This window comes from Nonomuraea sp. AD125B, from assembly GCF_041402765.1.
In the GTDB taxonomy this organism is placed as follows: Bacteria; Actinomycetota; Actinomycetes; order Streptosporangiales; family Streptosporangiaceae; genus Nonomuraea; species Nonomuraea bangladeshensis.
In genome coordinates, this window is record NZ_JBGLOU010000002.1 from 26,600 (window position 1) to 53,120 (window position 26,521).

18 protein-coding genes are annotated in these 26,521 nt (G+C 70.9%); 10 read left to right on the forward strand and 8 right to left on the reverse strand.

Features of this window, described 5'->3' with window-relative positions; genetic code table 11:
* Window positions 1-261: 261 nt before the first annotated feature.
* On the forward strand, window positions 262-6,936 hold the full coding sequence (locus ACBR40_RS04990; protein ID WP_371247606.1) for an RNase A-like domain-containing protein: 6,675 nt from the start codon (window positions 262-264) through the stop codon (window positions 6,934-6,936).
* A gap of 5 nt (window positions 6,937-6,941) precedes the next feature.
* Window positions 6,942-7,220, forward strand: coding sequence for a contact-dependent growth inhibition system immunity protein (locus ACBR40_RS04995; protein WP_371247607.1), 279 nt, complete (start codon window positions 6,942-6,944; stop codon window positions 7,218-7,220).
* Between the two features lie 78 nt (window positions 7,221-7,298).
* On the opposite strand, the gene ACBR40_RS05000 is transcribed toward ACBR40_RS04995, so the two are convergent.
* The 3 genes from ACBR40_RS05000 to dxr form a co-directional block, all read right to left on the reverse strand.
* Window positions 7,299-7,784 (reverse strand): tyrosine-type recombinase/integrase, encoded by a 486-nt coding sequence (locus ACBR40_RS05000; protein WP_371247608.1) that lies wholly within the window; start codon window positions 7,782-7,784, stop codon window positions 7,299-7,301.
* Window positions 7,785-8,005: 221 nt separating this feature from the next.
* Window positions 8,006-9,181 carry a flavodoxin-dependent (E)-4-hydroxy-3-methylbut-2-enyl-diphosphate synthase gene (gene ispG / locus ACBR40_RS05005; RefSeq protein ID WP_344205245.1) on the reverse strand — a complete coding sequence of 392 codons (1,176 nt, stop codon included), beginning with the start codon at window positions 9,179-9,181 and terminating at the stop codon, window positions 8,006-8,008.
* Window positions 9,182-9,220: 39 nt separating this feature from the next.
* Window positions 9,221-10,423, reverse strand: coding sequence for a 1-deoxy-D-xylulose-5-phosphate reductoisomerase (gene dxr, locus ACBR40_RS05010; RefSeq protein ID WP_371247609.1), 1,203 nt, complete (start codon window positions 10,421-10,423; stop codon window positions 9,221-9,223).
* Between the two features lie 196 nt (window positions 10,424-10,619).
* Here dxr and ACBR40_RS05015 point away from each other — a divergent pair, with 196 nt between their 5' ends.
* The 4 genes from ACBR40_RS05015 (at window position 10,620) to ACBR40_RS05030 (ending at window position 15,592) form a co-directional block, all read left to right on the forward strand.
* Window positions 10,620-11,750 (forward strand): peptidase, encoded by a 1,131-nt coding sequence (locus tag ACBR40_RS05015; RefSeq protein WP_371247610.1) that lies wholly within the window; start codon window positions 10,620-10,622, stop codon window positions 11,748-11,750.
* A gap of 55 nt (window positions 11,751-11,805) precedes the next feature.
* Entirely contained in the window at window positions 11,806-12,933 is a 1,128-nt protein-coding gene (locus ACBR40_RS05020) for a trypsin-like serine protease (RefSeq protein WP_371247611.1), read from the forward strand.
* A gap of 121 nt (window positions 12,934-13,054) precedes the next feature.
* The gene (locus tag ACBR40_RS05025; protein ID WP_371247612.1) at window positions 13,055-14,677 is read left to right on the forward strand and encodes an alpha/beta hydrolase; all 1,623 of its coding nucleotides are present in this window, start codon (window positions 13,055-13,057) and stop codon (window positions 14,675-14,677) included.
* A 72-nt stretch (window positions 14,678-14,749) separates the two neighbouring features.
* Window positions 14,750-15,592 carry a GNAT family N-acetyltransferase gene (locus ACBR40_RS05030; protein ID WP_329592622.1) on the forward strand — a complete coding sequence of 281 codons (843 nt, stop codon included), beginning with the start codon at window positions 14,750-14,752 and terminating at the stop codon, window positions 15,590-15,592.
* A gap of 4 nt (window positions 15,593-15,596) precedes the next feature.
* Here ACBR40_RS05030 and ACBR40_RS05035 read toward each other — a convergent pair whose 3' ends face one another.
* The 4 genes from ACBR40_RS05035 to ACBR40_RS05050 form a co-directional block, all read right to left on the reverse strand.
* Window positions 15,597-15,974 (reverse strand): DUF3037 domain-containing protein, encoded by a 378-nt coding sequence (locus tag ACBR40_RS05035; RefSeq protein ID WP_371247613.1) that lies wholly within the window; start codon window positions 15,972-15,974, stop codon window positions 15,597-15,599.
* A complete protein-coding gene (locus tag ACBR40_RS05040; RefSeq protein WP_344205237.1) occupies window positions 15,971-16,780 on the reverse strand; it encodes a HipA family kinase in 810 nt (269 codons plus the stop codon). The genes ACBR40_RS05035 and ACBR40_RS05040 overlap by 4 nt, the downstream gene beginning before the upstream one ends.
* Window positions 16,781-16,901: 121 nt before the next feature.
* Window positions 16,902-17,774: a TIGR03619 family F420-dependent LLM class oxidoreductase gene (locus ACBR40_RS05045; protein ID WP_371247614.1), complete on the reverse strand. Its 873-nt coding sequence runs from the start codon at window positions 17,772-17,774 to the stop codon at window positions 16,902-16,904.
* A gap of 14 nt (window positions 17,775-17,788) precedes the next feature.
* Window positions 17,789-19,036, reverse strand: coding sequence for an LLM class flavin-dependent oxidoreductase (locus tag ACBR40_RS05050; RefSeq protein WP_344205235.1), 1,248 nt, complete (start codon window positions 19,034-19,036; stop codon window positions 17,789-17,791).
* An 88-nt stretch (window positions 19,037-19,124) separates the two neighbouring features.
* Between ACBR40_RS05050 and ACBR40_RS05055 the strand changes: the two genes are divergently transcribed.
* The 3 genes from ACBR40_RS05055 to ACBR40_RS05065 all read left to right on the forward strand — a co-directional run bounded on the left by ACBR40_RS05055 (window position 19,125) and on the right by ACBR40_RS05065 (window position 23,651).
* Window positions 19,125-19,952, forward strand: a complete 828-nt coding sequence (locus ACBR40_RS05055; RefSeq protein ID WP_371247615.1) for an LLM class F420-dependent oxidoreductase — start codon at window positions 19,125-19,127, stop codon at window positions 19,950-19,952.
* Window positions 19,953-19,970: 18 nt separating this feature from the next.
* Window positions 19,971-21,440 (forward strand): serine/threonine-protein kinase, encoded by a 1,470-nt coding sequence (locus ACBR40_RS05060; protein WP_371247616.1) that lies wholly within the window; start codon window positions 19,971-19,973, stop codon window positions 21,438-21,440.
* A 108-nt stretch (window positions 21,441-21,548) separates the two neighbouring features.
* A complete protein-coding gene (locus ACBR40_RS05065) occupies window positions 21,549-23,651 on the forward strand; it encodes a PASTA domain-containing protein (protein ID WP_371247617.1) in 2,103 nt (700 codons plus the stop codon).
* Between the two features lie 17 nt (window positions 23,652-23,668).
* Here ACBR40_RS05065 and ACBR40_RS05070 read toward each other — a convergent pair whose 3' ends face one another.
* The gene (locus ACBR40_RS05070; protein WP_329583547.1) at window positions 23,669-24,199 is read right to left on the reverse strand and encodes a TetR family transcriptional regulator; all 531 of its coding nucleotides are present in this window, start codon (window positions 24,197-24,199) and stop codon (window positions 23,669-23,671) included.
* Window positions 24,200-24,298: 99 nt separating this feature from the next.
* On the opposite strand from ACBR40_RS05070, the gene ACBR40_RS05075 reads away from it, so the two are divergent.
* Window positions 24,299-26,521 carry an MMPL family transporter gene (locus tag ACBR40_RS05075; RefSeq protein ID WP_371247618.1) on the forward strand — a complete coding sequence of 741 codons (2,223 nt, stop codon included), beginning with the start codon at window positions 24,299-24,301 and terminating at the stop codon, window positions 26,519-26,521.

Below are 26,521 nucleotides of genomic sequence, written 5' to 3' on the forward strand. Positions count from 1 at the left end.
TGCCCAACCGATCGCAATGTGATGCAGATCACATTGTGACGGTTGTGCTGAAGTGCGCTCCTTTGACTCTTTGTCTGACCAGCGATCATGAGAGAGTTCACAACCAGGATCTGACTCATCGTGTCGGGTAAGCGACACTCCTGTTGTTGACCGATCTTCATCCATAGATCACATTCCCAGTGATCCTCCTTATGTCCGCTTTAGGTGCCTGAAGGCCCCTTCACTCGGGGCCTGCGTCAGCGTGCCACGAAGGAGCTCGGGATGCGTGATCGTCGACTGCGGCTGCGGTTCGTGGCCTTCCTGATAGGGCTGGCGGCCGTGGTGATGGTCTCCAGCCTAGGGGTGCCTGACCAGCTAGTTCAGTCCGCTACGGCGGCCGCGTCCAACCCCGAACCATCGGTGGATGCTCAACGGGTGCCGGCGAAGAAGGCGGCCAAGGGCGCGGAGGAGTCCGTGCCGAAGGTGGAGCGGAAAAAGCCCGTCTGGCCTCAGCCGGGCAAGGCCGAGGTGAGCGTTCCCCGCGGCGGTGAGTTCGTCGGTGCTGACAGTTCGCCGGTGAAGGTGGGCCAGAAGCGCGGCAACGAGCCGGCCAGAGTGACGGTGGAAACCCTGGCGCCAGAGACGGTGCGCAAGCTCGGCGGGGTTGGTGTGGCCGCCCGACTCGTACGGGCCGACGGCGGCACGTCACCGGGCAAGATGCGGGCCGAGTTCTCCTACGCCGGGTTCCGCGACGCCTATGGTGGCCAGTTCGCCAGCCGGTTGCAGGTGGTGCGGCTGCCCGCGTGTGTGCTGCAGCAGCCGCGTCCCCGCACCTGCGTGACCCGGCCGACGGTGGTGCCCGCGGTCCACGACTTCAAGAACGGCACGCTGACCGCCGAGGTGGAGGCGGCCGCCGCCGACGCCGCCCTGGTTCCCGAGCGGGCTGCGGTGCCGGGCAAGAACGACAAGGCCGCGGTGGCCAAGGCCGCCGATGCGGCGCTGGCCGCGCAGTTGGCAGCGGGTTCGGTGTACCTGCTGGCGGGCGGCTTGACTGGTCCGGACGGCAACTGGGGCGCTACGGACCTGAAGCCGTCGGGTACCTGGCAGGCGGGCACCTCGGGCGGTGGTTTCGACTATGACGTGCCGCTGCCGGAGCCGCCGTCGCCCGCCGGTAGCGGGCCGGATCTGTCGTTGCAGTACGACGCCTCGTCAGTGGACGGGCAGGGCTCGTGGACCAACAACCAGTCCGGCGTGGTCGGGGCCGGCTGGGATCTGAGCACGGGCTTCATCGAGCGCCGCTACCGCCGCTGCACCGTGTACACGCAGTACGAGGGCGATCTGGTGTGGTACGCCTACGAGAACCAGGTGGGCCGGGCGTTGTGCTGGGAGTCGCCGGACGAGCAGGATGGCGACAGCACCACCAATGACCGCACCCAGTCCGAACTGGTGCTCAGTGTCGGCGGCCGCTCGGCGCAGATCGTCAAGACCACGACGGGCGCGTGGAAGACCCTGCCGGACCTGGGCTGGAAGATCGAGCAGGTGACCGGCGGCGCGGACGGCAACGCCTACTGGAAGATCACCGACCAGCAGGGGCAGGTCTGGCGGTTCGGCTACACCAGAGACGCCCAATGGCAGGTGCCCTACGTCGGCGACGAACTCGGCGAACCCTGCGTCGACCGGTACATGAACAACGACATCCCGCCCACCTGCACCGGCGTGTGGCGGTGGAACCTCGACCAGGAAGTCGACCGCAACGAGAACGTCATCGACTACACCTACACCCGCGAGACCAACTACTTCTGCCTGCCCTCCTGCGTCGATGAGGTCTACGAGACCCTCCCCTATGACCGGGGCGGTTTCCTGGCCTCGGTGTCGTGGGGTCACAACAGCCAGGTGAGCGGCAGCACCCCGACCGCGCGCACCCTGTTCACCACCGTCGCCCGCGACGGCGACGACGTGCCCACCGACCTGCACTGCGCCCAGGCGGCCGGCTGCGTCAACGACGCGATCGCGTTCTACTCCACCCGCAAGCTCACCACCGTCCGCACCGAATCACGCAACCCCACCTCCGGGGCGTGGGACCCGGTGGACCGGCTGGACCTGGCGCATACCTGGGTGTATCAGCGCACCGACCAGGGGTTGCCGTTCGACGCGGCGATGTGGCTGGACACCGTGCAGCAGACCGGGCAGGCCGCCGAGCCGAACGTGCTGCTGCCGCCGCTGGACTTCGACGCGGTGATGCTGGCCGGGCGGATGGACTACATCAGCGATTCCGAATGGCCCGATCAGCTGTCGTGGCGGATGGTGCCGCGCATCGCCGCGATCAAGAACGGTATGGGCGGCCGGATCGAGGTCACCTACGGCCAGGCCGACCCGTGCGGCGGTGGCAAGGGCCGCGACGGCTCCAGCTACCACAGCGACAAGGTCGGCGACTGCTACCAGGTCGACATGGGCAGCGAGCCGGAGTACGGCTACGAGGCCTGGACCCGCTACTACAAGCAGTTGGCCACCAAGGTCGTCGAACGGGACATGGTCGCCGCCTCCCCGGACGTGGTGCACAGCTACGAATTCCTGGGCGGCCCGCTCTGGCTGAACCCGACCGAGTTCGCCGAGCCCGACCAGTCACCTGACGGCTCCGAATGGCGCGGCTACGGCCAGGTCCGCACGGTGACGGGCTCGGGCAGCGACCCGGCCGGCTACACCGTCACCACGCAGACGTTCCTGCGCGGCAGCGGCCAGCAGGTCACCAACTTCGAGAACACCGCCATCACCGACGCCCCGCTGCTGCAGGGCCAGGTGCTGCAGGAACAGACCTGGCAGATGACCGCGCTCAGCCCACGCGCCTACACCGAGATCGACTCCACCCGCTGGGAGTACCAGCTCAAGTCCACCGGCGACGGGCCCGGCACCAGAGATCCAGCCTTCGTCCAAGAAACACGCGAACGCTCACGGGGAAAGGTGACCGGCGGCGGCTGGCGCTACACCGACGAACGCACGAGCTACAACGCCGACGGCCTGCCGGAGACGGTCAACGACTACGGCCAGGACGGCGTCACGACCGACAACTCCTGCACCAAGACCACCTACGCGCGTAACACCGACTCCGGTCAATGGCTGGTCGACTTCCCGTCAGTCGCGGAGAAACGCTCCGGCGACAACTGCTCCACCGGCGCGCTGCTCGGCAAGACCGTCACCCTCTACGACCTGGGCACCGACCCCGCCACGAACAAGCCCAGCGACGGCAATCCCACCGAGGTGCGCTCCTACGCGAACGCCTCCACCGTCTCCACCGTCAAGGCCACCTTCGACGACTACGGCCGGACGCTCACCGAGACCGACCCGCTGAACAAGACCACTACGACCACCTACACCCCGGCCACCAATTGGCCGAAGGACGGGGTCACGGTCAAGAACCCTCTCGGCCACACCGTCACCGCCCGCCTGTCCCACACCCTGGGCGAGCCGACCTGGACCTCGGATGCGAACGGCAAGGTCACCGAGACGGACTACGACGGGCTCGGCCGCACCATCGCGCTGTGGAAGCCGGGACAACCTCGTAGCGGCAACACACCAAGCGCGACCGTCTCGTACGACATCCCCTTCGACGGCTGGTTAGGACAGCCAACGGCCGCCAGCAAGACCACGGTCAAGCAACTGCTGACCGGCACCGGCGCCCAGGCCAAGTGGATCAGTGGCCACAGCTATGAGGACGGGTTGGGGCGCACCCGCGAGACACAGACCGCCTCGCCCAACGGCGGCCGTATCGTCATCGCCACCGCCTACAACGCCCGTGGCCTCACCGAATCCGTCTCCGAGCCGGTGCACAACACCGCCCAGCCGGGCAGCGGCCTGCTCAACCCGGCCCTGACCAGCCTGCCGCAATGGACCAAGACGCTCTACGACGGGCTGGAGCGGCCCACCGCGGTCATCGCGTACCACGAGGGCACTGAACTGCGCCGCACCACCACCGCCTATCCCGGCGTCGAGCGCGCCGAGGTCACCCCGCCGGTCGGCGGCAAGACCGCCACCGTCACCGACGCCTTCGACCGCGTCGTCAAGGTCGAGGAATGGGCGGACGCCACCAACCACGCCGACACCGTCTACGGCTACGACCTCAACGACAACCTGGCCAGCATGACGGACGCCAACGGCAACGTCCGCACCTACACCCACGACTGGCTGGACCGTCGCACCGCCTCCACCGACCCGGACGCCGGCACCTCCAGCTACGGCTACGACCTGGCCGGCCGGCAGATCTGGAGCATCGACGGCAAGAACCAGAAGATCTCCACCGGTTACGACGATCTCGGCCGCCGCACCACACAGTGGGCCGGCGAGCCCACCACCGGCACCAAGCTCGCCGAATGGACATACGACACCGTCGCCAAAGGCCAGCCCAGTACAGCCACCCGCTACACCGGCGGCCAGCCCTACACCAAGGCGGTCACCGCATACGACAGCGACTACCGGCCCACCACCAACACGGTCACCATCCCGGCCACCGAAAACGGCCTCGCCGCGACGTACACCTTCACCTCCGCCTACGACGCCACCGGCAACCTGCGCGAACAGGGCATGCCCGCGGCCGGTGGCCTGCCGGCCGAGAAGCTCACTCACAGCTACACCGACCTCGGCTTCGCCAAGGGCCTGACCTCCGATCTGGGTGGCTTCACCTACGTCAAGGACACCGCCTTCACCGCCACCGGCAAGCTGGAAACCCGTTCGCTCGGCGGCAACGGCCAGATCAAACGTGTCTTGGCACGCGACGCCACCACCGACTGGCTATCCCGCGTCACCACCCAGACCAAGGCGAACACGTCCACCCCTGACACCGTCCAGGACGACCGCTACAGCTACAACGTCGCCGGCAACATCACCCGCGTCCTGGACGCCGCCTCGACCATCCCCGGCCAGACCGACGGCCAGTCCGAATGCTTCACCTACGACGGCCTGCTCCGCCTCAAGACCGCGTACACCACCACCGCGAACTCCTGCACCGGCACCGGCGACGCCAAGGGCATCGACCCCTACAGCCAGGCCTACGCCTACGACAAGGTCGGCAACCTCACCACCCTGACCGACAACGGTCAGACCGCCACCTACACCTACCCTGCCCCCGGCGCGAGCGCCGTGCGCCCCAACGCCGTCACCAGCATCACCCGCCCGAACGGCACCGACACCTACGCCTACGACGCCAAGGGCCAGCTCAGCGCCCGCACCGTCGCCGGCAGACAAGGCACCTTCACCTGGGACCAGCTCGGCCAGCTCACCCAGGCCACCATCGACGGCCAGCAGACCGGCATGCTCTACGACGCCGCCGGTGAGCGCCTGATCCGGCGCGACCCCGACGGCAGCACCACCCTCTACCTCGGCGCCATGGAGCTGCGTCTGTCCGCCGGAGCGGTGGCCGGCAAACGCTACTACAGCAGCGCCGACGGCGACCTGGTCGCCATGCGCGACGCCGGCGGCGTCACCTGGATGCTCACCGGCAAGCACGGCAGCACCCAACTGGCCGTCAACGACACCACCGGCACCGTCAGCCGCGAACGCTACCTGCCCTTCGGCCAACGCCGCGGCGCCGACGACCTCCCCTTCACCGACCGCGGCTTCCTCGGCAAGACCGAAGACGCCTCCACCAGCCTGACCTACCTGGGCGCCCGCTACTACGACCCGGCCATCGCCCGGTTCATCTCCACCGACCCCGAACTCGACCTGCGCACCCCCGAATGGGCCAACCCCTACTCCTACGCCGCCAACAACCCCATCGACCTGGCCGACCCCGACGGCCGCCGCGTCGACACCGGCAGCCGGAAGTCCGATGCGACCTTCGCCAAAACCCACCACGCCAGCGGCAAGAAGAAAACCAAGACCGAGAGAAAGATCCACAAGCAGCGTCAGAAGCAATACGCCAAACAGAAACGAGAAATAACGGCATGGAAGAAGCGCGAAGCGCAAAGGTCTCGCTACTACAGCCGTGACGCTCACATCAAGAAGGAAGATATAGAGGCCTTCCGCTGGCAGTTGGCCAACGCAGGCGGTGTCACCGACGGCGCACCGATGGCCTCGTTCAATGCAAGGCGCGGGTACGCCAACCCGAGACCTCAGCCTAGAAAGTACAAGACGCCGGACTGCAACAGTTTTGTGCCAGGAACGAAAGTCCTTATGAAGGACGGCACCCTCAAGGCCATTGAGGACGTCAGGATCGGTGACACCGTCATGGCAACGGATCCCGAGACTGAGACGACGTCGGCGAAGGCCGTGACGGCACTCCTTGCCAACGAAGGCGGTAAAAATCTCGTTGAGCTGACCATCCGGACAAGCGACGGAGGGGACAAGAAGGCAGGTGAGGGCGACCAGGCCGCCAGCACGGTGACCGCCACCTACCAGCACCCGTTCTGGATTCCCGACCTGCGGGAATGGGTCGATGCCGGCGACCTCCGGCCAGGCATGTGGCTGCGAACCTCCGCTGGAACGCACGTCCAGGTCACGGCCGTCAGAAAGTGGAGCGCCACCCAGCGGGTGCACAACCTGACTGTCGCCGACCTGCACACGTACTATGTGCTGGCGGGCCAGACTCCGCTACTCGTTCATAACAGCAACTGCAACCTTGCTCAGCATGAGGCTGCGGGTGGCCACGCGATCGCGCGGCACGTCGGCAAAACTGATGCTGAACTGGCGGCCCGCAATATTCGTTACTCCTCAACATTCACCGATTTGGCAGCAGCAGAGAGGGCTACGGGTGGCAACCTTGCCGCCAATCAAGGGCAAATCTCTCAATGGCTTTCGGGAAATGGAAGGCGTCTGGTGATCAACGGGCCGATGAGTGCTGCGGATGGAAGGGTGTACGAGCGTGCCGCGCAGAGCATCCTCTCGCCTTCGGGGGTGACCACCGTCCTGCAGCGGAATCCCTCGATGCCGAACGGGTACCACATCGTCACCTCCTACCCGAGTCCGTGATAAACATGGAGAAAATTCAATACCTCGCACAGGCGTATTTCCATCAAGATTATGACATGGAGGCAGAGGATCCTATTCAGATCTTGACGGAGTTCCGAGACGGTGAACCTCCCGAGGTGGTCGAGGAACTGAAAGGCGCTATGGAAAGGGTGTTGAGTTCGGGTGTGCGTGAGGAGGAGCTGGCTGCGCTTTGGCTCGATAGGGCTGGAGCCTGCTACGACCCGCGCCAGGACGGGATAGAGATGTCGGTCTGGTTCCGTCAGATGATCGACGCGCTTGTGTAGCAAAGGCAAAGTGAGAGGCCCCTCTGAAGGTTCCGGAGGGGCCTCTCGGCTGTCTGACGGCAGTAGTTGACGGCAACGTCAGCGGACGGGGGCTCCGCACAGCGGCGGGTCATCGCCGTCGTCGCAGGTCGGATCGTTGCCAGCAGGACCGTCGAGCGCGGTACTGAGGGTGTCGATGGCGTCGCGCTGGAGGCGGAGTCGGACGTGGGCGTAGACGGTGGCGGTGACGCCGATGTGGGCGTGGCCCAGGAGGTCCTTGATCACGACGAGTTCGACGCCCTGTTCCCGGAGCAGGGTGGTGGTGAATGGGCGGAGGTCGTGGAAGCGGATGCGGCGGAGGCTGGCCTTACGAAGGAGCGTGGTGAAGGCGCGGGTGATGTTGGTCGGGTCGAGCGGTGTGTTCTGCGCAGCGGTGAACACGTGCCCGCTGTGCTGCCACGCGGCGCCCGCGGCCTTCCGTTCGCGCTGCTGCTGCTCACGGTGGAGCTTCAGCGACTGGACGCAGCGGGCGGTACCAGGTAGGCCACGGTAGGCCGGGTGACGCTGACCGAACGAAACGGCCATACGGTCGGTGCCTGACCTCGGTCGGGCCGTCGCCGCCCCCCGACGCCTCCCTGCCTGCGACCGGATCACGCTGCTTCCGGGCCGACCGCCGCCCCCCAGCGACGGTGTACGCGAAAGCAGACCAGCCCTGAGTGCTGAAGGGGCGCGCCACGGGTGTCGGATGGAGGGAGGGCGCGCTCGCGCCCTCCCTCGATGACAGACCCGACCTGGCGGCGGGCCGGTCAGCCGACCGTGACGACCGGGCCCGAGGTGGTGGGGGAGTCGTCGTCGAGGTCGATCTCGACGCCCATCTCCTCGGCCAGGCGCAGCGCCTCCTCGATCAGCGTCTCCACGATCTGCGACTCGGGGACGGTCTTGATGACCTCGCCCTTGACGAAGATCTGGCCCTTGCCGTTGCCCGAAGCGACGCCGAGGTCGGCCTCGCGGGCCTCGCCGGGGCCGTTGACGACGCAGCCCATCACGGCCACCCGCAGCGGCACCTTCAGGCCCTCAAGGCCGGCCTGCACCTGGTCGGCCAGCGTGTAGACGTCGACCTGGGCGCGTCCGCACGACGGGCAGGAGACGATCTCCAGGCCGCGCTCGCGCAGGCCCAGTGACTCCAGGATCTGGGTGCCGACCTTGACCTCCTCGACCGGAGGGGCGGACAGCGAGACGCGGATGGTGTCGCCGATGCCCTCGGCGAGCAGGGCGCCGAAGGCGACCGCGGACTTGATCGTGCCCTGGAAGGCCGGGCCCGCCTCGGTCACGCCCAGGTGCAGCGGGTAGTCGCACTTGGCGGCGAGCAGGCGGTAGGCGTTGATCATGACGACCGGGTCGTTGTGCTTGACCGAGATCTTGATGTCGCGGAAGCCGTGCTCCTCGAACAGCGAGCACTCCCACAGGGCGGACTCGACCAGCGCCTCGGGGGTGGCCTTGCCGTACTTCTGCAGCAGGCGGGGGTCGAGGGAGCCGGCGTTGACGCCGATGCGGATCGGCACGCCGTGGTCGGCGGCGGCCTTGGCGATCTCGCTCACCTTGTCGTCGAACTTCTTGATGTTGCCCGGGTTGACCCGGACGGCCGCGCAGCCCGCCTCGATGGCGGCGAAGACGTACTTCGGCTGGAAGTGGATGTCGGCGATCACGGGGATCTGCGACTTCTTCGCGATGATGGGCAGCGCTTCGGCGTCGTCCTGGGACGGGACGGCCACGCGTACGATCTGGCAGCCGGACGCGGTCAGCTCGGCGATCTGCTGCAGGGTGGAGTTGACGTCGGCGGTCACCGTGGTCGTCATCGACTGCACCGAGACCGGCGCGTCGCCGCCCACGGGCACGTTGCCCACCATGATCTGGCGGGAGTGGCGACGTTCGGCGAGCGGCTTGGGACGGACCGACGGGATGCCGAGAGCTACGGAAGACATTTCAACCCTTACTGTGGCGACGAATTCAAGTTTATGTAGCTAGCGGGACTGCCCCGCCGTGAGCTCGGCCGCACGGGCACGGGCCCAGGCGTCCGCCGCGAGCACCTCGTCGACGGACTCGGCCGCGGTGACCCGGTGCTCCTCCACCACCTTGGCGACCGTGTCGACGATCGCCAGGAACGGCAGCCTGCCCCCCAGGAACGCCTCCACGCACACCTCGTTGGCGGCGTTGTAGACGGCGGGCGCGGTGCCGCCCTCGGTGCCGACGTGCCTGGCCAGGGCGACCGACGGGAACGCCACGTCGTCGAGGGGCTCGAAGGTCCAGGTGTGGGCCTTGGTCCAGTCGACGCCGCGGGCCGCGCCGGGGACGCGGTGCGGATGGCCGAGCGCGAGCGCGATCGGCAGGCGCATGTCGGGGGGACTGGCCTGGGCCATGGTGGAGCCGTCCACGTACTCGACCATGGAGTGGATGATCGACTGGGGGTGGACCACCACGTCGATGCGGTCGAAACCCAGGTCGAACAGCAGGTGCGCCTCGATGACCTCCAGCCCCTTGTTGACCAGGGTGGCCGAGTTGACGGTGATGACGGGGCCCATCGACCAGGTGGGGTGGGCCAGCGCCATCTCGGGCGTGACGGCGGTCAGCTCCTCGCGCCGCCGCCCGCGGAACGGGCCGCCGCTCGCGGTGACGACGAGGCGGCGGACGCTCGCCGGGTCGTACGCGCCGGGCCCCGCCGCCCACAGGCACTGCTGGAGCGCCGAGTGCTCGGAGTCGACGGGCAGGATCTGGCCGGGCGCGGCCAGCCGCTTGACCAGCGGGCCGCCGATGATCAGGGACTCCTTGTTGGCGAGGGCGAGGGTGCGGCCCGCCTCCAGCGCGACCAGCGTGGAGGTGAGGCCGAGCGCGCCGGTGATGCCGTTGAGCACGGTGTCGCAGCGCCAGGCCGCCGCCTCGGCGACCCCCTCGGGACCGGCCAGGACCTTGGGCCGGACGCCGTGCCCGGCCAGCGCCTCCTTCAGCGCGGGCACCGCCGCGGGGTCGGCCACCGCCACCGCCTCGACGCCGAACTCGGCCGCCTGCCGGGCGAGCAGGTCGACCTTGGCGCCGCCGGCCGCCAGCGCCACGACCTCGAAGCGGCCGGGGTCGGCGGCGACGACGTCGAGGGCCTGCGTGCCGATGGAGCCGGTGGAGCCGAGCAGGACGACGGACCTTGCGGGGGGACGGTGGGTCTCTGCGTGCACCTGTCCATTGTCCCCGGTACGGGACGCGCCCGGGCACGGGGTGCAGTACGTCCCGAAATTCGTTTACGCATGTGACGGCAGAGAATGAGCCGTATTTGTGCCGGAATATGGCTATATCGGTATGCGCATATCTTGAGAAATTCGCATATTGCGGCGGCTACCTTCCAACCTCACGTCCGGTTTCGGGAGGTACGTAATGCACCGCAGACTCGCTCTGCTCTCCACCCTTGCCCTCGCCGCGGGGAGTGCCGCCGCGCTGCTGCCCGCACTGCCCGCGACTGCTGCGCAGGCCCGGCCCCCGGCCGGAGCCTCGGCTCAGCCCTCGGCCGGGGGTCTGGTCAGGGGCTCGGTACGTGACCAGGTCGCCGTCCCGGTCCGGGGGCAGGGTCGGACTCCGGCCCGTGGCTCGGCGGCGGCGCGGCCCAGGCCCGCTCAGCATGCCGCCGCGGACTCGGCCGGCGAGCGCAGGCAGGTCGTGCGCTACTGGACGGAGGCGAGGATGGAGGCGGCCGAGCCCCTGAACCCGCCCAACCCGGCCAAGGGCACCAAGGTGTCACCCGCGGACGTGCGAGCCCCGTCCACGGCGGCTGCCCCGTCCATAGCGGCCCCGACCGCGGCGGGTCCCGCGCGTCCGTCGGCGCGCAGCGGTGGCGCCGCCTGGACCGGCGGCGGGGCCGTGGTGAGGACCACCGGCCGCATCTTCTTCACCACCCAGGGCCGCAACGCCTCCTGCTCGGGCTCGGCGGTGACCAGCGCGAACAAGAGCGTGGTCATCACCGCGGGCCACTGCGTCAAGGTGAACGGCGCCTTCCACACCAACTGGGTCTTCGTCCCCGGCTACGACAAGGGCACCCGCCCGTACGGCACCTGGGCCGCCACCAAGCTGCTGACCACCCCGCAGTGGGACGCGAGCGAGGACGTCGACCACGACATGGCCGCCGCCGTGGTCGCCCCGCTGGACGGCAGGAGCCTGGTGGACGTGGTGGGCGGCCAGGGCGTGGCCTTCAACCAGCCGCGCCGCCGGCAGATGTACGCCTTCGGCTACCCGGCGGTGGCCCCGTACGACGGCTCGAAGCTCGTCTACTGCAGCGGCCGTGCCTTCGACGACTACTTGCTCTCCGACGACCTGGGACTGACCTGCGACCAGACCGGCGGCGCCAGCGGCGGCCCCTGGATGGTCGGTTTCGACGAGTCGACCGGGCTCGGCACGCTCAACTCGGTGAACAGCTTCAAATACGGCTTCGCCCCCAACTGGATGTTCGGTCCCTATTTCGGGAACGAGGCCCAAGCCGTCTACCAATCAGCACAGACCAGCGGCGTACTCTGAGCAATTCACCGAAAGTAGTCACAACGACACGGCCGGTGGTGCAAACTCGGGGGACATGACCTTGAGCACCCCCCTGCTTGCGGCGGCTCCGCTGGTGGCGGGGCTGATGGGCCCCGCACTCATCGGCGCGGCCACCGGCCCGCGGCAGGCAGATCCCGTCGTCCCGGCGTCCCATCCGGCCCGGCAACTGGCCGCCGGATCGGCCGCCAGGCCCGCCAAGCCCGCCAGGCGCGTCACCGAACGTGTGGTCGAGCACGTCGCCGCGCGCACCGCGGCCGAGCAGCAGCGCGTGCTCGACTACTGGACGCCGCAGCGCATGGCCGGGGCCCTGCCCATCAACCTGCTCGACCTGGTGACCGACGGTGACGGCCTGCTCGGCGAGCTGACCGGCCGGCCGCTCCCGAAATCCGGGCAGGGGGCCGCGCGGACCCTGCCCGCGCCCGCCGCCTCCAAGCTGCCCATGCCGCGCCCGCAGGCGGCGGCGGTGCCCTCGGCCAGCACGATCGGCGCCCGCTGGGGCGCGGGCGGCGCGGTCTCCAGGACCACCGGGCGGGTGTTCATGACGCTGAACGGCGCCGACTTCGTCTGCTCGGCCAGCACCGTGAAGAGCGCCAACCGGGACGTCGTCGTCACCGCCGGCCACTGCGTCAAGGACGGCGCCGGCGAGTGGGCCCAGAACTGGACGTTCGTGCCGGGCTACGGCAGCCGCGGCGGGCAGCCGTACGGCCGCTACGCCGCGCGCCGCATGTTCGTGGCCGGCTCGTGGGCGCGCAAGGCCGACGACGACTACGACATCGGCATGGTCGCGCTCGCCACCTCGGGCGGGCGGCACGCGGGCGACGTGGTGGGCGCCCAGGAGATCGGCTTCAACGTGCCGCGCGGCGGCCAGGCGTACGGCTTCGGCTATCCCGCGGACCCGCCGTACCGTGGCGACCGCCTGGTCTACTGCGCGGGACGGCTGCGTGACGACCCGTACAAGCAGACCCGCGACCAGGGGCTCGGCTGCGACATGACGGCCGGCTCCAGCGGCGGCCCCTGGCTGACCGGGTTCGACCCGGCCACCGGGCGCGGCCGGATCACCTCGCTGAGCAGCTTCAAGTACACCGACGACGCGCGCACGATGTACGGCCCGTACTTCGGCGCCGCCGCCAAGGCCCTCTACGACACCGCACAACGCGCCTGAGCTGAGAGCTGTCACGATCTGTCATCGTGACATCACAGAATGGCAAGCTTTTCGCCATACCCGCGGTCTTCGCCCGTGGCCCACGGGAGCATCGCAGGACCTGATGACAGGAGGGGGCCGGGTGAAGAGGGTACTTGGGATGGTCGCCGGGATGGCGGTCCTGGTCGCGCTGGTCGCGAGCGTGGAGCAGCCGGCGATGGCCGGGAACACCGCCGTGGGGACGACGCGGGTGGCGCCCGCGGTCTGGAGCGCGTGTCCCCGGGTGGCGGGCAAGGCGGCCGACGCCGCGCTGGAGTGCGCCACCGTTCAGGTGCCGCTCGACTACAGCCGGCCCACGGGCAGGTCGATCACGGTGGCGATCAACCGGATCAAGGCCAGGACGACGCGGAGCGCCGACCGCCTGGGGGCGCTGCTGATCAACCCGGGCGGGCCGGGGGCGTCCGGGCGGGCGCTGACCGAGTACGTCGCCGCCGGGCTGCCGGCCGGCGTGCGCGAGCGCTACGACATCATCGGCTTCGACCCGCGCGGCGTCGGCGGCAGCGAGCCGGCGGTGCACTGCGTGGACCCTGAGGTCTTCTACCAGGCGCCGCGCCAGGACGCCGTGCCGCACAGCGTGGCCGACGAGCAGCGGCTGCTGGCGAGGGCCGCCGAGTACGCCCGCAGCTGCGGCGAGCGTTACTCCTGGCTGCTGCCGCACCTCACCACCGAGAACGCGGCCAGGGACCTCGACCAGATCCGCGCCGCCCTCGGCGAGGCCAAGATCAGTTATCTGGGCTTCTCGTACGGCAGCTACCTCGGCGCCGTCTACGCCACGCTGTTCCCCAAGCGGGTCAAGCGGCTGGTCCTGGACAGCAACGTGGACCCGACCGCTGTCTGGTACCGCTCCAACCTGGCCCAGGACCACTCCTTCGAACGCCGCCACCGCCAGTTCCTCACCTGGACCGCCGAGCACAACGACGTCTACAAGCTGGGCCGTACGCTCAAGCAGACGCAGTTCGCCTACTACGCGATGCGCGACCGGCTGCGCACCCGGCCGGCGGGCGGCCTCATCGGGCCGAGCGAGCTGGACGACACCTTCACCCTGGCCGGCTACAGCGACCGGCTCTGGCCGCAGTTCGCGCAGGCGTGGTCCGACTACGTCCGGCAGGGGGACACGAAGGGGCTGATCGGCCTCTACGACAAACACGGCAAGAACGACGTCGACGACGAGAACGGCTACGCCGTCTACCTCGGCGTCCAGTGCCGCGACGCGCAATGGCCGCGCCAGTGGTCCAAGTGGCGGACCGACATGACCGAGGCGCACCGCACCGCGCCCTTCCTGACCTGGCCGAACGCGTGGTTCAACGCCCCGTGCGCCTTCTGGCCGGTGTCCGGCGGCACCCCGGTGGACGTGCGCGGCTCGGCGAAGCTGCCGCCGGTCCTCATGCTGCAGGCGCGCGACGACGCGCCGACCCCGTACGAGGGGGCGCTGCGGATGCGGCGGCTCTTCCCGACCGCGAGGATGGTCGTGGACCAGGGCGGCAACCACGGGGTGGCGCTGTCCGGCAACCGGTGCGTGGACCGGCATCTGGCCGCCTACCTGCGTGACGGCACGCTGCCGCGGCGCGACGCGACGTGCGCCGCGCTGCCCGCGCCGCGCCCCGCCGAGCGGATGGCGGCCCACCGCGCCACGGCCTCGGCGTCGTCCGGCGCGGGGGGACTTCTGGGCGTTCTCGGCCTGCTGGGGCTGCCGTCACTGAAATGACGTCAAGAATGGGTCACTGTGGGCAGCGCCGGATGAGCTAATCGGTGACCCTTCGCGTAGTCTGACCATGTGATGCTGCGTACCTCGGCGTCGCGCGTGCTGGACGACAGCGACCGGGACGAAGTCCTCGCCCTGCTGGACACCGATCCGGTCGCCAACGTCTTCGTCTCCTCCCGGGTGCGGGCCGTCGGACTCAATCCGGCGCGGCTCGGCGGGCAGATGTGGGGGTTCGGGCCGCGCGGAGCCCTCGTCTCGCTCTGTTACGCCGGAGCCAACATGGTGCCGGTCAACGCCGGGCCCGAGGCGGTCCACGCGTTCGCCGACCGCGCCCGCAGGCAGGGGCGGCGCTGCTCGTCCATCGTCGGCCCGGTCGACGCCGTGTCGTTGCTGTGGGAGCGGCTGGAGCCGCACTGGGGCCGGGCGCGGGCGATCCGCTGGGCGCAGCCGGTCATGGCGATCTCGCGCAAGCCGTCGGTGCCCGTGGATCCGTGGGTGCGCCGGGTGCGGCCCGAGGAGTTCGACATCCTGCTGCCGGCGTGCGTGGCCATGTTCACCGAGGAGGTCGGCGTCTCGCCCAACCTGGGCGACGGTGGCGCGCTCTACCGTACGCGGGTCGCCGAGCTGATCAGGATCGGCCGCTCCTACGCGCGCATCGAGGACGGCCGGGTCGTCTTCAAGGCGGAGGTCGGGGCCGTCACGCCGCAGGCGTGCCAGATCCAGGGCGTGTGGGTGGACCCGGAGCTGCGCGGGCGCGGGCACGCCGTGGCCGGGATGGCGGCGGTCGTGGAGGCCGCCAGGGAGTGCTTCGCCCCCGTGGTCAGCCTCTACGTCAATGACTACAACCGCTCGGCCCGCGCGGTCTACAAGAAGGTGGGCTTCACCGAGGTCGACACCTTCATGTCGGTCCTCTTCTGAGTTTCTAGACGCGGACCAGCTTGTCGAACAGGCGGGCCAGCTCGGTGTCCGGGTCGGCGGTGAGTCCCGCGTGCACGGGGCCGGACTGCACGATCGTGCTGCGCGGCGCGGTCAGCCAGCGGAACCTGCCGCCCAGCGGCTCGGCCGCGAGCGGGCCGGGACGCTCGCCGCAGGCCAGCTCGTACGCGGTGAGCGCCCGCCGCACCGCGTCCACGTCCGCCGACGGGTCGAGCGCCCGCAGCCGGACCGCGTCCAGCTCGACGCGGGCGCACAGGTAGCCGCGCGGCTGGCAGTAGAGCAGCACGCCCACGTTGATCTGCTCGCCCCGCTCGACCTTGGGGATGACGCGGATCACCGCGTACTCGTAGACGTCCCTGCTCATCGGCCGCCTCCCCGCCAGAACTCGCCGACCGAACCCGGCCCGGAACGCTGCTCCCGCCGCTCGCCGCGCACCAGCCAACCGCCCGGCCCGTGGGCGCGGGCCAGCAGGTGCTCGACGTACGCCGCCCGTACCGCCGCCGGCCCGTCGAAGCCCGGCTCGCCGGCCAGCCACTCGTCGGGCACCAGCGCGGTCACGGTCTCCAGCAGCTCGCGGGTGATCCTATCGGCCAGGTGGGCGCCGGCGGCGGTGACGTCGCCGGCGTAGGGGGCCAGCACGTGGTCGGCGGCGTCGAACGGCCGCTGCGGGTCGGCGGTCGGCCAGTTGTGGTGGAACCACAGGGACGCGCCGTGGTCGATCAGCCAGGTGTCGCGGTGCCAGATGAGCAGGTTGGGGTTGCGCCAGCTCCGGTCGATGTTGTGGATGAGACCGTCGAACCACACCACCCGCGCCGCGAACACCGGGTCGGCCGCCCACGCCAGCGGCTCGAACCCGAGCGCGCCCGGCAGGAAGTCGACCGCCAGGTTGAGCCCCGCGCTGGCCTTGAGGAGGTCCTGGACCTCCTCGTCGGGCTCGCGGGCGCCGAGCTGCGGATCGATGTCGATGAGCTTGAGCTCGGGGGTGCGCAGCCCCAGCCTGCGGGCCAGCTCGCCGGCGATGATCTCGGCGACCAGGACGCGGCGGCCCTGCCCCGCCTCGCGGAACTTGACGACGTAGGTGCCCAGGTCGTCGGCCTCGACGACGCCGGGCAGCGAGCCGCCCTCCCGCAGCGGGGTGACGTAACGGGTGGCTGCGATCCTATCCAGCACGACACGAGGCTATCGCCCATCGGAGGTACTTTCGTCCCTCGGGCGTCACGGCCTCCCGCCCCGGCCGGGCGGGAGGCGCGGGCGAGGAGGTCTGACCCGGCCAGGGAGGGGAGCGGCCGGGTCAGAGCTTGGCGATGACCTCCTCGGCGAAGCGCTCCATGGTCGCGAGCTTGAGCTCCAGCGTGCCCTCGCCGTGCCTGGCCTTCTCCTCCGGCGTGGCGAGCCACCAGGGGGCGGACAGCGTGCCGGTCACGCCCTTGGCGGCGTAGCGGCGGTAGGTCGCGGCGTCGGGCAGCTCGGCCAGGGGCGCGATGATCTCGAACGGCTCGCCGTCCCTGCCGTGCTCGGCCAGCAGCCGGCGCAGGGTGGCGAGCACCGGGTCGAGCTCGTCCTCGGTGTAGATGCGGTTGCCGATCCAGCCGTCGCCGAGCCGGGCGGCGCGGCGCAGGGCGGCCTCGCTGTCGCCGCCGACGTACACCGGGATCGGCCCGGCCGGGGTCGGCGAGATCGACAGCTCGGGCAGGCCGTCGAGCCTGACCTGCTCGCCCGCCCACAGCGCCCGCAGCACCGGCAGCATGGCGTCCAGGCGCCGGCCGCGCGTGTGGAAGTCCTGCCCGGTGCCGACGAACTCCTCCTTGCACCAGCCCACCCCGACCCCGAACGTCACCCGGTCGCCCGACAGCACCGCCGCCGTGGAGACCTGCTTGGCCACGGTGAACAGGTCGCGGGCGGGCGCGATGTAGACGTTGGGGGAGAAGCGCAGCGTGGTGGTGACCGCCGCCATCGCCCCGATCGTCACCCACACGTCCGGCCAGTGCGTGGCCGCGTCCCAGCGGGGCCGGCCCGAGCGTGAGTAGGGGTAGGGCGTGTCGAAGTCGGCGTAGAAGAGGTGGTCGGAGAGCGTCAGCGTGTCGAACCCGCAGCGCTCGGCGGCCCGTGCCAGCTCGGTGAACTGGCCGGTGTCGACGAAGGAGGCGGCCAGCCAGATCTTCATCGCGGCTCCCTCGCTCATCGGAATTCCGGGGCGACCTTGGTGGCGAACAGTTCGAGGTTGCGCTTGACCGTGTCGAGCGGCAGCACGCCCTGCTGGCCCTGCATGTAGAGGCCGAACCACTCCAGGTCGGGCATCCGGTCGAGCATGCGCTGGATGCCGCGCTTGACGTCGTCAGGGGTGCCGAACAGCGCCATCTCGACGTCCTTCATGCGGTTGGCGTCGCCCTTCTCCGGCGAGATGGGCTTGTGCTTCTCGTCCTCCTTCTTGCGCAGCACCTCCAGGTAGCCGAAGGGGCCGAAGAAGGCGGCGAAGTCCTTGGGGATGCTGCGGCCGAAGGTGTTGATGGCCTGCTCGGTGGTGTCCGCGATGCCGACGATCTTGAGGATGCCGGTGTGCTCGCCCAGCTTGTAGTCGCGGCCCTGGCGGGCGGACTCCTCCTGGTAGAGCTTGGCCTTGGCGGCGTGGTCGTCGGGGTTGGGGGTGAACATCCACGGCAGGATGTTCTCCTGTGCGGCCCTGATCACCGAGCGGTCCGAGATGGTGAACGGCTGCCACAGCTCCGGGTGGGGGTTCTGGTAGGGCCGGGGGCAGACGGAGACGGAGACGACCTTGCCGTCCTCGTCCAGCTCGCCGGGCGCGCCGAAGGTCTTCGTCCACTCCTGGGCGGGCCAGCCCTCGATGCCTTCGTACGGGTAGGGCACCTGGTAGTCCAGCACGTCCGACTTGTAGCGGATCGTCTCCTGGGTCCACGCCATCTTCATGATCTTCAGCACCTCGCCGAAGACGTCGAAGTTGCGCGTGTCGGAGGCCGAGCCGTCGGAGCGGGCGGCGGCGGCGTGCCAGCGCTGGCCGAGCACGTTCATCCAGCGGTTCTGGTAGCCGCGGGCCACGCCCAGTCGCAGCCGGCCCTTGCTGAACTGGTCGAGCAGCGCCACGTCCTCGGCCGCCCTGATCGGGTCCCAGGCGGGCAGCACCAGGCCGAGCGGGGCGAGCAGGATGCGTTCCGTGCGGGCGGCGAGGTCGGTGAGGAACATCAGCGGATTGACCGAGAACTCCATGCCCTCGGAGTGGAAGTGGTGCTCGGTCATCATCAGCGCGTCGAACCCGAGCTGGTCGGCCAGCACCGCTATCTCCCGCACCTCGTGCAGCAGATTCTGGTACGACTCCGTGTCCCGCCCGATGGGGCGCTTGGCCTTGGCGTTCTCCTCGGCCGCGTATCCGGAGCCTGGAATCTGCGGGTTCAGGAAGATGGAAAACTTCACCGGGGACCTCTTTCCGCGGAGTGTTCCTACGCAAGGTACTCTGGAAATCTTAGCCGAGCAATCGCTTGGTTAACTATGAGGAGGGCCCATGAGGCTGGGCGTCACCATGTTCGCCACGGATCTCGCCATGCCGATCGACGAGCTGGCCAGAGCGGCCGAGGAGCGCGGGTTCTCCTCTCTCTACGTGCCCGAACACACCCACATCCCCGTCCGCCGCCGCACCCCCTACCCCGGCGCGGCCGGCGGCGAGCTGCCCGAGGAGTACCGGCGCACCCTCGACCCGCTCGTGGCCCTCTCCTTCGCCGCCGCCGCCACCCGTACGATCGAGGTCGGCACCGGCATCCTGCTCGCCGCCCAGCGCGACCCCATCGTCACCGCCAAGGCCATCGCCTCGCTCGACCACCTGTCCGGCGGGCGGGTGACGATCGGCGTCGGGTTCGGCTGGAACGTCGAGGAGATCGAGAACCACGGCGTCCCGTACGCCGAGCGCCGCGACCTCGCCCGCCGGCACGTCCTCGCCATGCAGGCGCTCTGGCGCGACGAGGCCGCCTCCTTCGACGGCCTGCTGGACGGGGTCGAGCCGGCCTGGTCCTGGCCCAAGCCGCGCCGCCGCCCGCCGGTCTACCTCGGAGGCGCGGCCGGGCCGAAGCTCTTCGCCCACGTCGCCGAGTACGCCGACGGCTGGATGCCCATCGGCGGCAAGGGCGTCAAGGCCGCGCTGCCCGCGCTCCGCGAGGCGTGCGAGCGGGCCGGGCGCCCGCCGGCCCGCGTCATCCCGTTCGGCACCCTGCCCACCGCCGAGAAGCTCGACCACTACGCCGCGCTCGGCGTCGAGGAGGTCGTGGCCGGCCTGCCGAGCGGCCCCGCCGACGACGTGCTGCCGGTCCTCGACCATTACGCCCAACTGATCGCGTAGACGGCATAATGCCGGAGCATGTCCGAGTTACGTCCCGACGACCCGCGCCATCTGGGGTCCTACCGGTTGTCGCGACGGCTCGGGCAGGGCGGGCAGGGAGTCGTCTACCTCGGCCACTCGCCGCAGGGCGCGCAGGTCGCGGTCAAGCTGCTGCACGCCGGGCTCTCCGCCGACCCCGCCGTACGGCGGCGCTTCCTCGGCGAGGTCGAGGCCGTCCGGCGGGTGGCCGCGTTCTGCACCGCCCAGCTCCTCGACGCCGACCTCGAAGGCGACCGCCCCTACCTGGTCAGCGAGTACGTCGAGGGACCGTCGCTGCGCGAGCACGTCGCCGCCAGGGGGCCGGCGCTCGGCGGCTCGCTGGAACGGCTGGCCATCGGCACCGCCACCGCGCTCGGCGCCATCCACCGGGCCGGGGTGGTGCACCGGGACTTCAAGCCCGGCAACGTGCTGCTCGGCCTGGACGGGCCCCGCGTCATCGACTTCGGCATCTCGCGCCTGGTGGGCACCACGGTCACCACCGGGATCTCGCCCGTCGGGACCCCCGCTTATCTGCCGCCCGAGCGGATCAACGGCGAGGGCGCCGGGCCGCCGGCCGATCTGTGGGCGTGGGCGCTGACGGTGGCGTACACGGCGAGCGGGCGGCACGCGTACACGGGGGAGACCTATCAGGAGGTGCTGGCGAGGATCCTGTTCGGCAAGCCCGACCTGGGGCCGCTCGCCGGGCGGCTGCGGGAGATCGTCGAGGCGTGCCTGGCGCGGGAGCCCGGTGACCGGCCGGACGCGGAGGAGGTGCTGCGGCGGCTGCTGGGGCAGGACGGGTCGGGTGGGGACGTCCTGACCTCGGGCGCGATGGCCGCCATCACCCCGCGCTCCGTCCCCGTCACCTCGGGCTCCGTCCCCGTCACCTCGGGCTCCGTCCCCGCTACTTCGGGCTCCGTCCCGGCCGCCTCGGGCTTCGCCACCAGCACCCCGCTTTCTGTCACCACCCCGGACGCGGCCCTCGCCGACCCGGTCCAGACCACCGCCTTCCCGGCCGTCACCGGGACCGCCCTCGCTCCCGAGCCCCGGCCGGCGCGGCGGCGGCGGCCCCGGGCGTGGCAGGTGGCCGTCGGGCTGGCCGGGCTGGGGATGGCGGTCGCCGGGGCCTTCTTCTGGCTCCAGGGCGCGCAGGCCCCCGGCCTGGCCGGCACCTGGACAGGATCGGCCGAGCACGCCACGGCCGAGCGGGTGTTCCCGGTGGAGCTGCGCCTCGGCGAGGACGGCTCGGGCACCATGCGCTGGGGCAGCGACCTGCACTGCTCGGGCCGCGTCGGCCGCGAAGGCGACGGCGGGACGGTGTACGCACTCCACGAGGTCGCGGGCGAGGCGTGCTATCCGGGGACGCTGCGGCTGCTGCCCACCGCGTACGCCGACCAGCTCGCCATCAAGGTGACGCGCGAGGGCCAGCAAGAAGTGACGTATTCGGGCACCGTGACGCGCGCTTCCTGACGGGCGAGTATCACGGTCAGGTGGCATTGTCCTGCGCGAGGTTGACTGCGAGCAACCGGTTGCTTCCACTGGTAAGCAGGAACGGGTGGCGGCGAGGGGAGGCACCCGGTGCCAACGGCACAGCCGCTCAGGACGGGGGACCCGGCCCGGCTCGGAGCGTACGAGCTGTCCGGGCGCCTCGGGGAGGGCGGCCAGGGCGTCGTGTTCCTCGGCGCGAGGGACGGCGAGGCGTACGCGGTCAAGCTGCTCCACGGGCCGGTGGGCGACGAGCGGGCGGCGTTCCTGCGCGAGGTCGAGCTGGCCAAGCACGTGGCGAGGTTCTGCACGGCGCAGGTGATCGACGCCGGGTTCGACGAGGGCCGGGCGTACATCGTCAGCGAGTACGTGGACGGGCCGTCCCTGGCCCGCGAGGTCGCGCTGACCGGGCCGCGGCGCGGCGGCGCGCTGGAGCGGCTGGCGGTCGGCACGGCGACCGCGATCACCGCGATCCACCGGGCGGGCATCGTCCACCGCGACTTCAAGCCCCAGAACGTGCTGCTCGGGTCCGACGGGCCGCGCGTGATCGACTTCGGGCTCGCCCGCGCCCTCGACGCGGCGGCGACGGTGAGCGGCAGGGGGGTGGGGACGCCGGCGTACATGGCGCCGGAGCAGATCACCGCGTCGGCCGTCACCGGGAAGGCGGACGTGTTCTCGTGGGCCGCGACCATGTGCTTCGCCGCCAACGCGACGGCCCCGTTCGGGCAGGACTCGGTGGCGCCGGTCCTGCACCGCATCCTCACCGCTCCGCCCGAGCTCGGCCGGCTGGAGGGGCGGCTGCGGGCGCTGGTGGAGGCGTGCCTGGAGAAGGACGCCAGGAATCGGCCGGGGAGCAGGGAACTGCTGTTCGAGCTGCTGGGGGAGTCGTCGGCGGCGGCACTGCCCTCCGAGGTCCTCGCCACCCCGCCCCCGCACATCCTCCGCGCCCCGCCCCCGCCGGACCCGCCTGCCCAGGCCCTGGTTCCCGAGCAGCGGTTGCCGGTCGCCGAGCCCGAGGCCACCGGCACCCCGGGCGGCTACGTTCTCCCCGGAGGAGACGACCCCAGTGAGCCCGCCTCCCCGGGCGCCGCGGCCTCCTCGGCTTCACCCGCTCCCACGTCCCCGGCCGCCGGGCGAGGCGGGGCGGGGACGGGGCCGCCCAGGAGGGGCGGGCCGGGGGTGGGGGCGCCCGGAGGCGGCCGGCTGCGAGCCGCCGGGGATCCTGCCAGGAGGACGGGATGGTTGCGGGCGGCGCTCGCCGTCTCCGTGGCCCTGCTGGTGACCGCGACCGTGCTGCTCGCCGTCCTCGTCCCCACCATCGGCAGGAACGGCCAGGCCGCGCAGGTGGCCGGTCCGGTGGCAGGGACCCGGCCCGTGACGTCCGGGCCCCGCACCACGAAGCCGCCGTCCACCGCCGGCCCGCCCCGGCAGGGCCAGCGGAACCAGCCCGCCGACCGCACCCAGCCCCGGCCGGGTACGAACCCCGCAACCAACCCCGCCACCCTCCCGGGCACCGCCGGGCCGCCCCCGGTGACCGTCCCGGCGCTGACCGGGCTGGACCGGGCCGCGGCGGTCAAGGCCATCAAGCGGGCAGGTCTCGTCCCCGGCGCGGTGACCCAGGCCGACTCGCCGGAGAAGATCGGCAAGGTGCTGTCCAGCGAGCCCGCCGCCGGCGCGCGGGCGGTCAAGGGCGCGGCGGTCGCGCTCCGGGTGTCGGCGGGGGTCCCCGTCCCGTCCGTGGCCGGGCAGCAGCGCGAGGCCGCCCTGTCGGCCCTGGCCGCCGCGGGCCTCAAGGCGGGCGCGGTCACCCGTACGTGCTCGGCCAAGCCGGACGACAGCGTCATCGCCGCGCGGCCCGAGCCGGGCACGCGCGTCGCGGGGGGCACGGCGGTGGCGCTGACCGTGTCCAGGGAGGGCGTGAGCGTCCCCTCGGTGGTCGGCCGGTCCCGCGCGGACGCCCGCGCCGCGCTCCGGGCCGCCGGCCTCGCCGTACGGGCGCGAGGTCAGGTGGTCGACAACGCGTCACAGGTGGGCCTGGTCATCGCCCAGAGCCTCCAGGCGGGCACGTGCGCCGGTTCCGGCGCCGCCGTCGTCCTCACCGTCGGCCTGCAGCGCCAGCCCGCCCCCGACCCCGAGCCCACCGCCACCCCGACGCTCCCGTCCGGCGGCAGCGAGGTCCCCCCGGAATCCTCCTGAGAAGGCTGCGGCGGGGGTCATAAGGTGCGGACCGCCTCCAGGAGGAACGCCTCGACCTCGTCCTCCGGCAGGTCCATCGTCTTGGCCACGCCCCACTGCAGCGCTCCGAGCAGTGCCCAGCAGCGTACGGTCGTCGCCGGGTCCGGGTCCTCTCCGGCCAGCTTGACGAAGATGCCGTCGCGGAAGGTGCGGATCGCCGCCGCCTCCGAGTCGGGCGAGACGGGGGAGACGGCGTCGTCGCCGGCCAGGTCCTCCATGAACAGCCGGATCACCGACCGGTAGCGCACCGCGAACGAGACCAGCGCCGACACGAACGCCTGCCGGTCGGCGTAGTCGTCGCCGAGCAGCGCCAGCATGTCGCCGGCCACCGGCGACAGCAGCTCCGACGCCAGCCGGTCCTTGGGGTGGAAGTGGTAGGCGACGGCGGTCTTGGTGAGGCCGACGGCGGCGGCGATGTCGGCGAGTGAGGTGGCGGCGTAGCCGCGCTCGGCGAACAACTCCCTGGCCGCGGCCAGGATCCGGGTGCGCGTGTCGTCGGCTGTGGTCATCGTCTCATTTCCCTGAGGGGGGCAGCCTGCCGGACTGTTCCGGCCTTATCGTATTTTGTACGACCGTACAGGACGGGCGTCGAGGGTGGGGGCGGAGCGATGACGCGGTTGCTGGGTCGGCTGGGCGGCTGGTGCGCGCGGCACGGCGGGATCGTACTCGCATTATGGGTCGTCGTGGCGGCCGGCCTCATGGGAGCGAACCTCGCCTTCCCCAGCCCCACGAGCAACGACGCGAGCATCCCCGGCACCGACGCGCAGCGTACCCACGACCTCATGAAGGAGGGCTTCGGGCCCGGCTACGACCAGGGCGGGAGCATCCAGCTCCTGGTGTACTCGCCCGACGGCCCGCTGCTGGAGGACAAGCGCAAGCGGGCCGTCGAGGACGCGATCGCGGCCATCCGCCAGGTGCCGCACGTCGACAAGGTGGACACGCCCTTCCGTGTCGGCGGCATCTCCTCGAACCTGCAGATCGGCGTCATCGGCGTCAGGCTCCAGGGCCAGGACCCCAACAAGGTCGCCGAGACGACGCAGACCCTGTCGAAGGCCGCCGACCCCGCGCGGGCCGCCGGGCTGGAGGTCGTCCCCGCCGACAGCTCCAGCCCCGCGGACAAGGAGATCAAGACCGGGCCGAGCGAGATCATCGGCGTGGTGTGCGCGCTGCTGGTGCTGGTGTTCGCGTTCGGGACGCTGGTCGCCGCGCTGGTCCCGATCTTCGCGGCACTGGTCAGCGTGGCCTCGGGGCTCGGCCTGATCGGGCTGCTCGGCTGGGCCGTGGACATGCCCAAGCAGGCCGGCATCATGGCCACGATGATCGGGCTCGGCGTCGGCATCGACTACGCGCTGTTCCTGCTCTCGCGCCACCGCCGGCTGCTCGCCCAGGGCGTGCCGGTGGTCGAGTCGGTACGCCGCACGGTCGCCAGCTCGGGCGGCGCGGTCGTCTTCGCCGGCGGCACCGTGATCATCGCGCTGAGCGCGCTGCTGCTGGCCGGGTTCCCGCTGCTGGCCACGCTCGGCTGGGTCACCGGCATCTCCGTCGTCGCCGCCGTGCTGACCTCCATCACGCTCGTCCCGGCCCTGCTCGGGCTGCTCGGCCACCGCGTCAACGCGCTCAAGGTGCCCGGCCTGCGCACCGAGGGCTCCGGGGGCGGCGGCTGGGCCGGGCTCGGCTCGTGGGTGGCGCGCCGGCCGTGGCGGGTGCTGCTCGCCAGCGTGGTCGTGCTGGGCGCGCTGGCCGCCCCGGCGCTCGCGCTCAAGCTCGGCTCGCTCGACGAGGGGTACGGCACCCAGGGCTCGGACTCGCGGCGTGCGTACGAGCTGATGGCCACGGCCTTCGGCCCCGGCTCCAACGGCCCGCTCATCGTGGTCGCCGAGCTGCCGGAGAAGGTGAAGGACGCCAAGGACCCGCTGGTCAAGGAGCTCAAGAGCGCGGTCGCGGACGTCGAGGGCGTCGCGCACGTCACCGACCCCAAGGTCAACGACTCGGGCCGCTCGGTGCTGCTCCAGGCGATCCCCGAGTACGCCCCCAGCGACAGCCGGACCGTGGACGTCGTCCACGAGGTCAGGAAGATCGCGTTGCCCGGCGTGGACGTGCACGTCGGCGGCAAGGTCGCGGGGCTCACGGACGCCGGCGACCGCATGGCCGAGCGCACCCCGCTGGTCATCGGCGTGGTGGTGCTGCTCAGTGCGCTGCTGCTGCTGTTCGCCTTCCGGGCTCCGGTGGTCGCGATCAAGGCGGCGGTGATGAACCTGGTCTCGCTCGGGGCCGCGTTCGGGGCGCTGGCGCTGGTGTTCTCGATCGGGCTCGGCAGCGGGCTGGTGGGCATGGACGCGCCGGTCAGCTCGTCGTACCTGCAGACGGTCTTCTTCACCGTGCCGATCGAGAGTTATGTGCCGCTGATGCTGTTCGCGGTGCTGTTCGGGCTGTCGATGGACTACGAGGTGTTCCTGCTGACGGCGGTGCGGCAGTCGTACGCGCGGCACGGACGCAACGCGCGGGCGGTGGCCGAGGGGCTCGGCTCGACCGGGCGGGTCATCACCTCCGCCGCGCTGATCATGGTGGCCGTCTTCGTGGCGTTCATCGCCTATCCGGACGCGCTGGTCAAGACGTTCGGCGTGGGGCTCGCCGTGGCGATCGCGGTGGACGCCACGATCATCCGCGGCTTCCTGGTGCCCGCCACGATGGTGCTGCTCGGCCGGGCCAACTGGTGGTGCCCGCGCTGGCTGGACCGCATCCTGCCGAACCTGTCGGTGGAGGGTCACGAGGAGGACGAGGAGGAGGCCGCGACGCCGGCCCCCAAGCACCGGCAACCCGCCGGGGTGTAG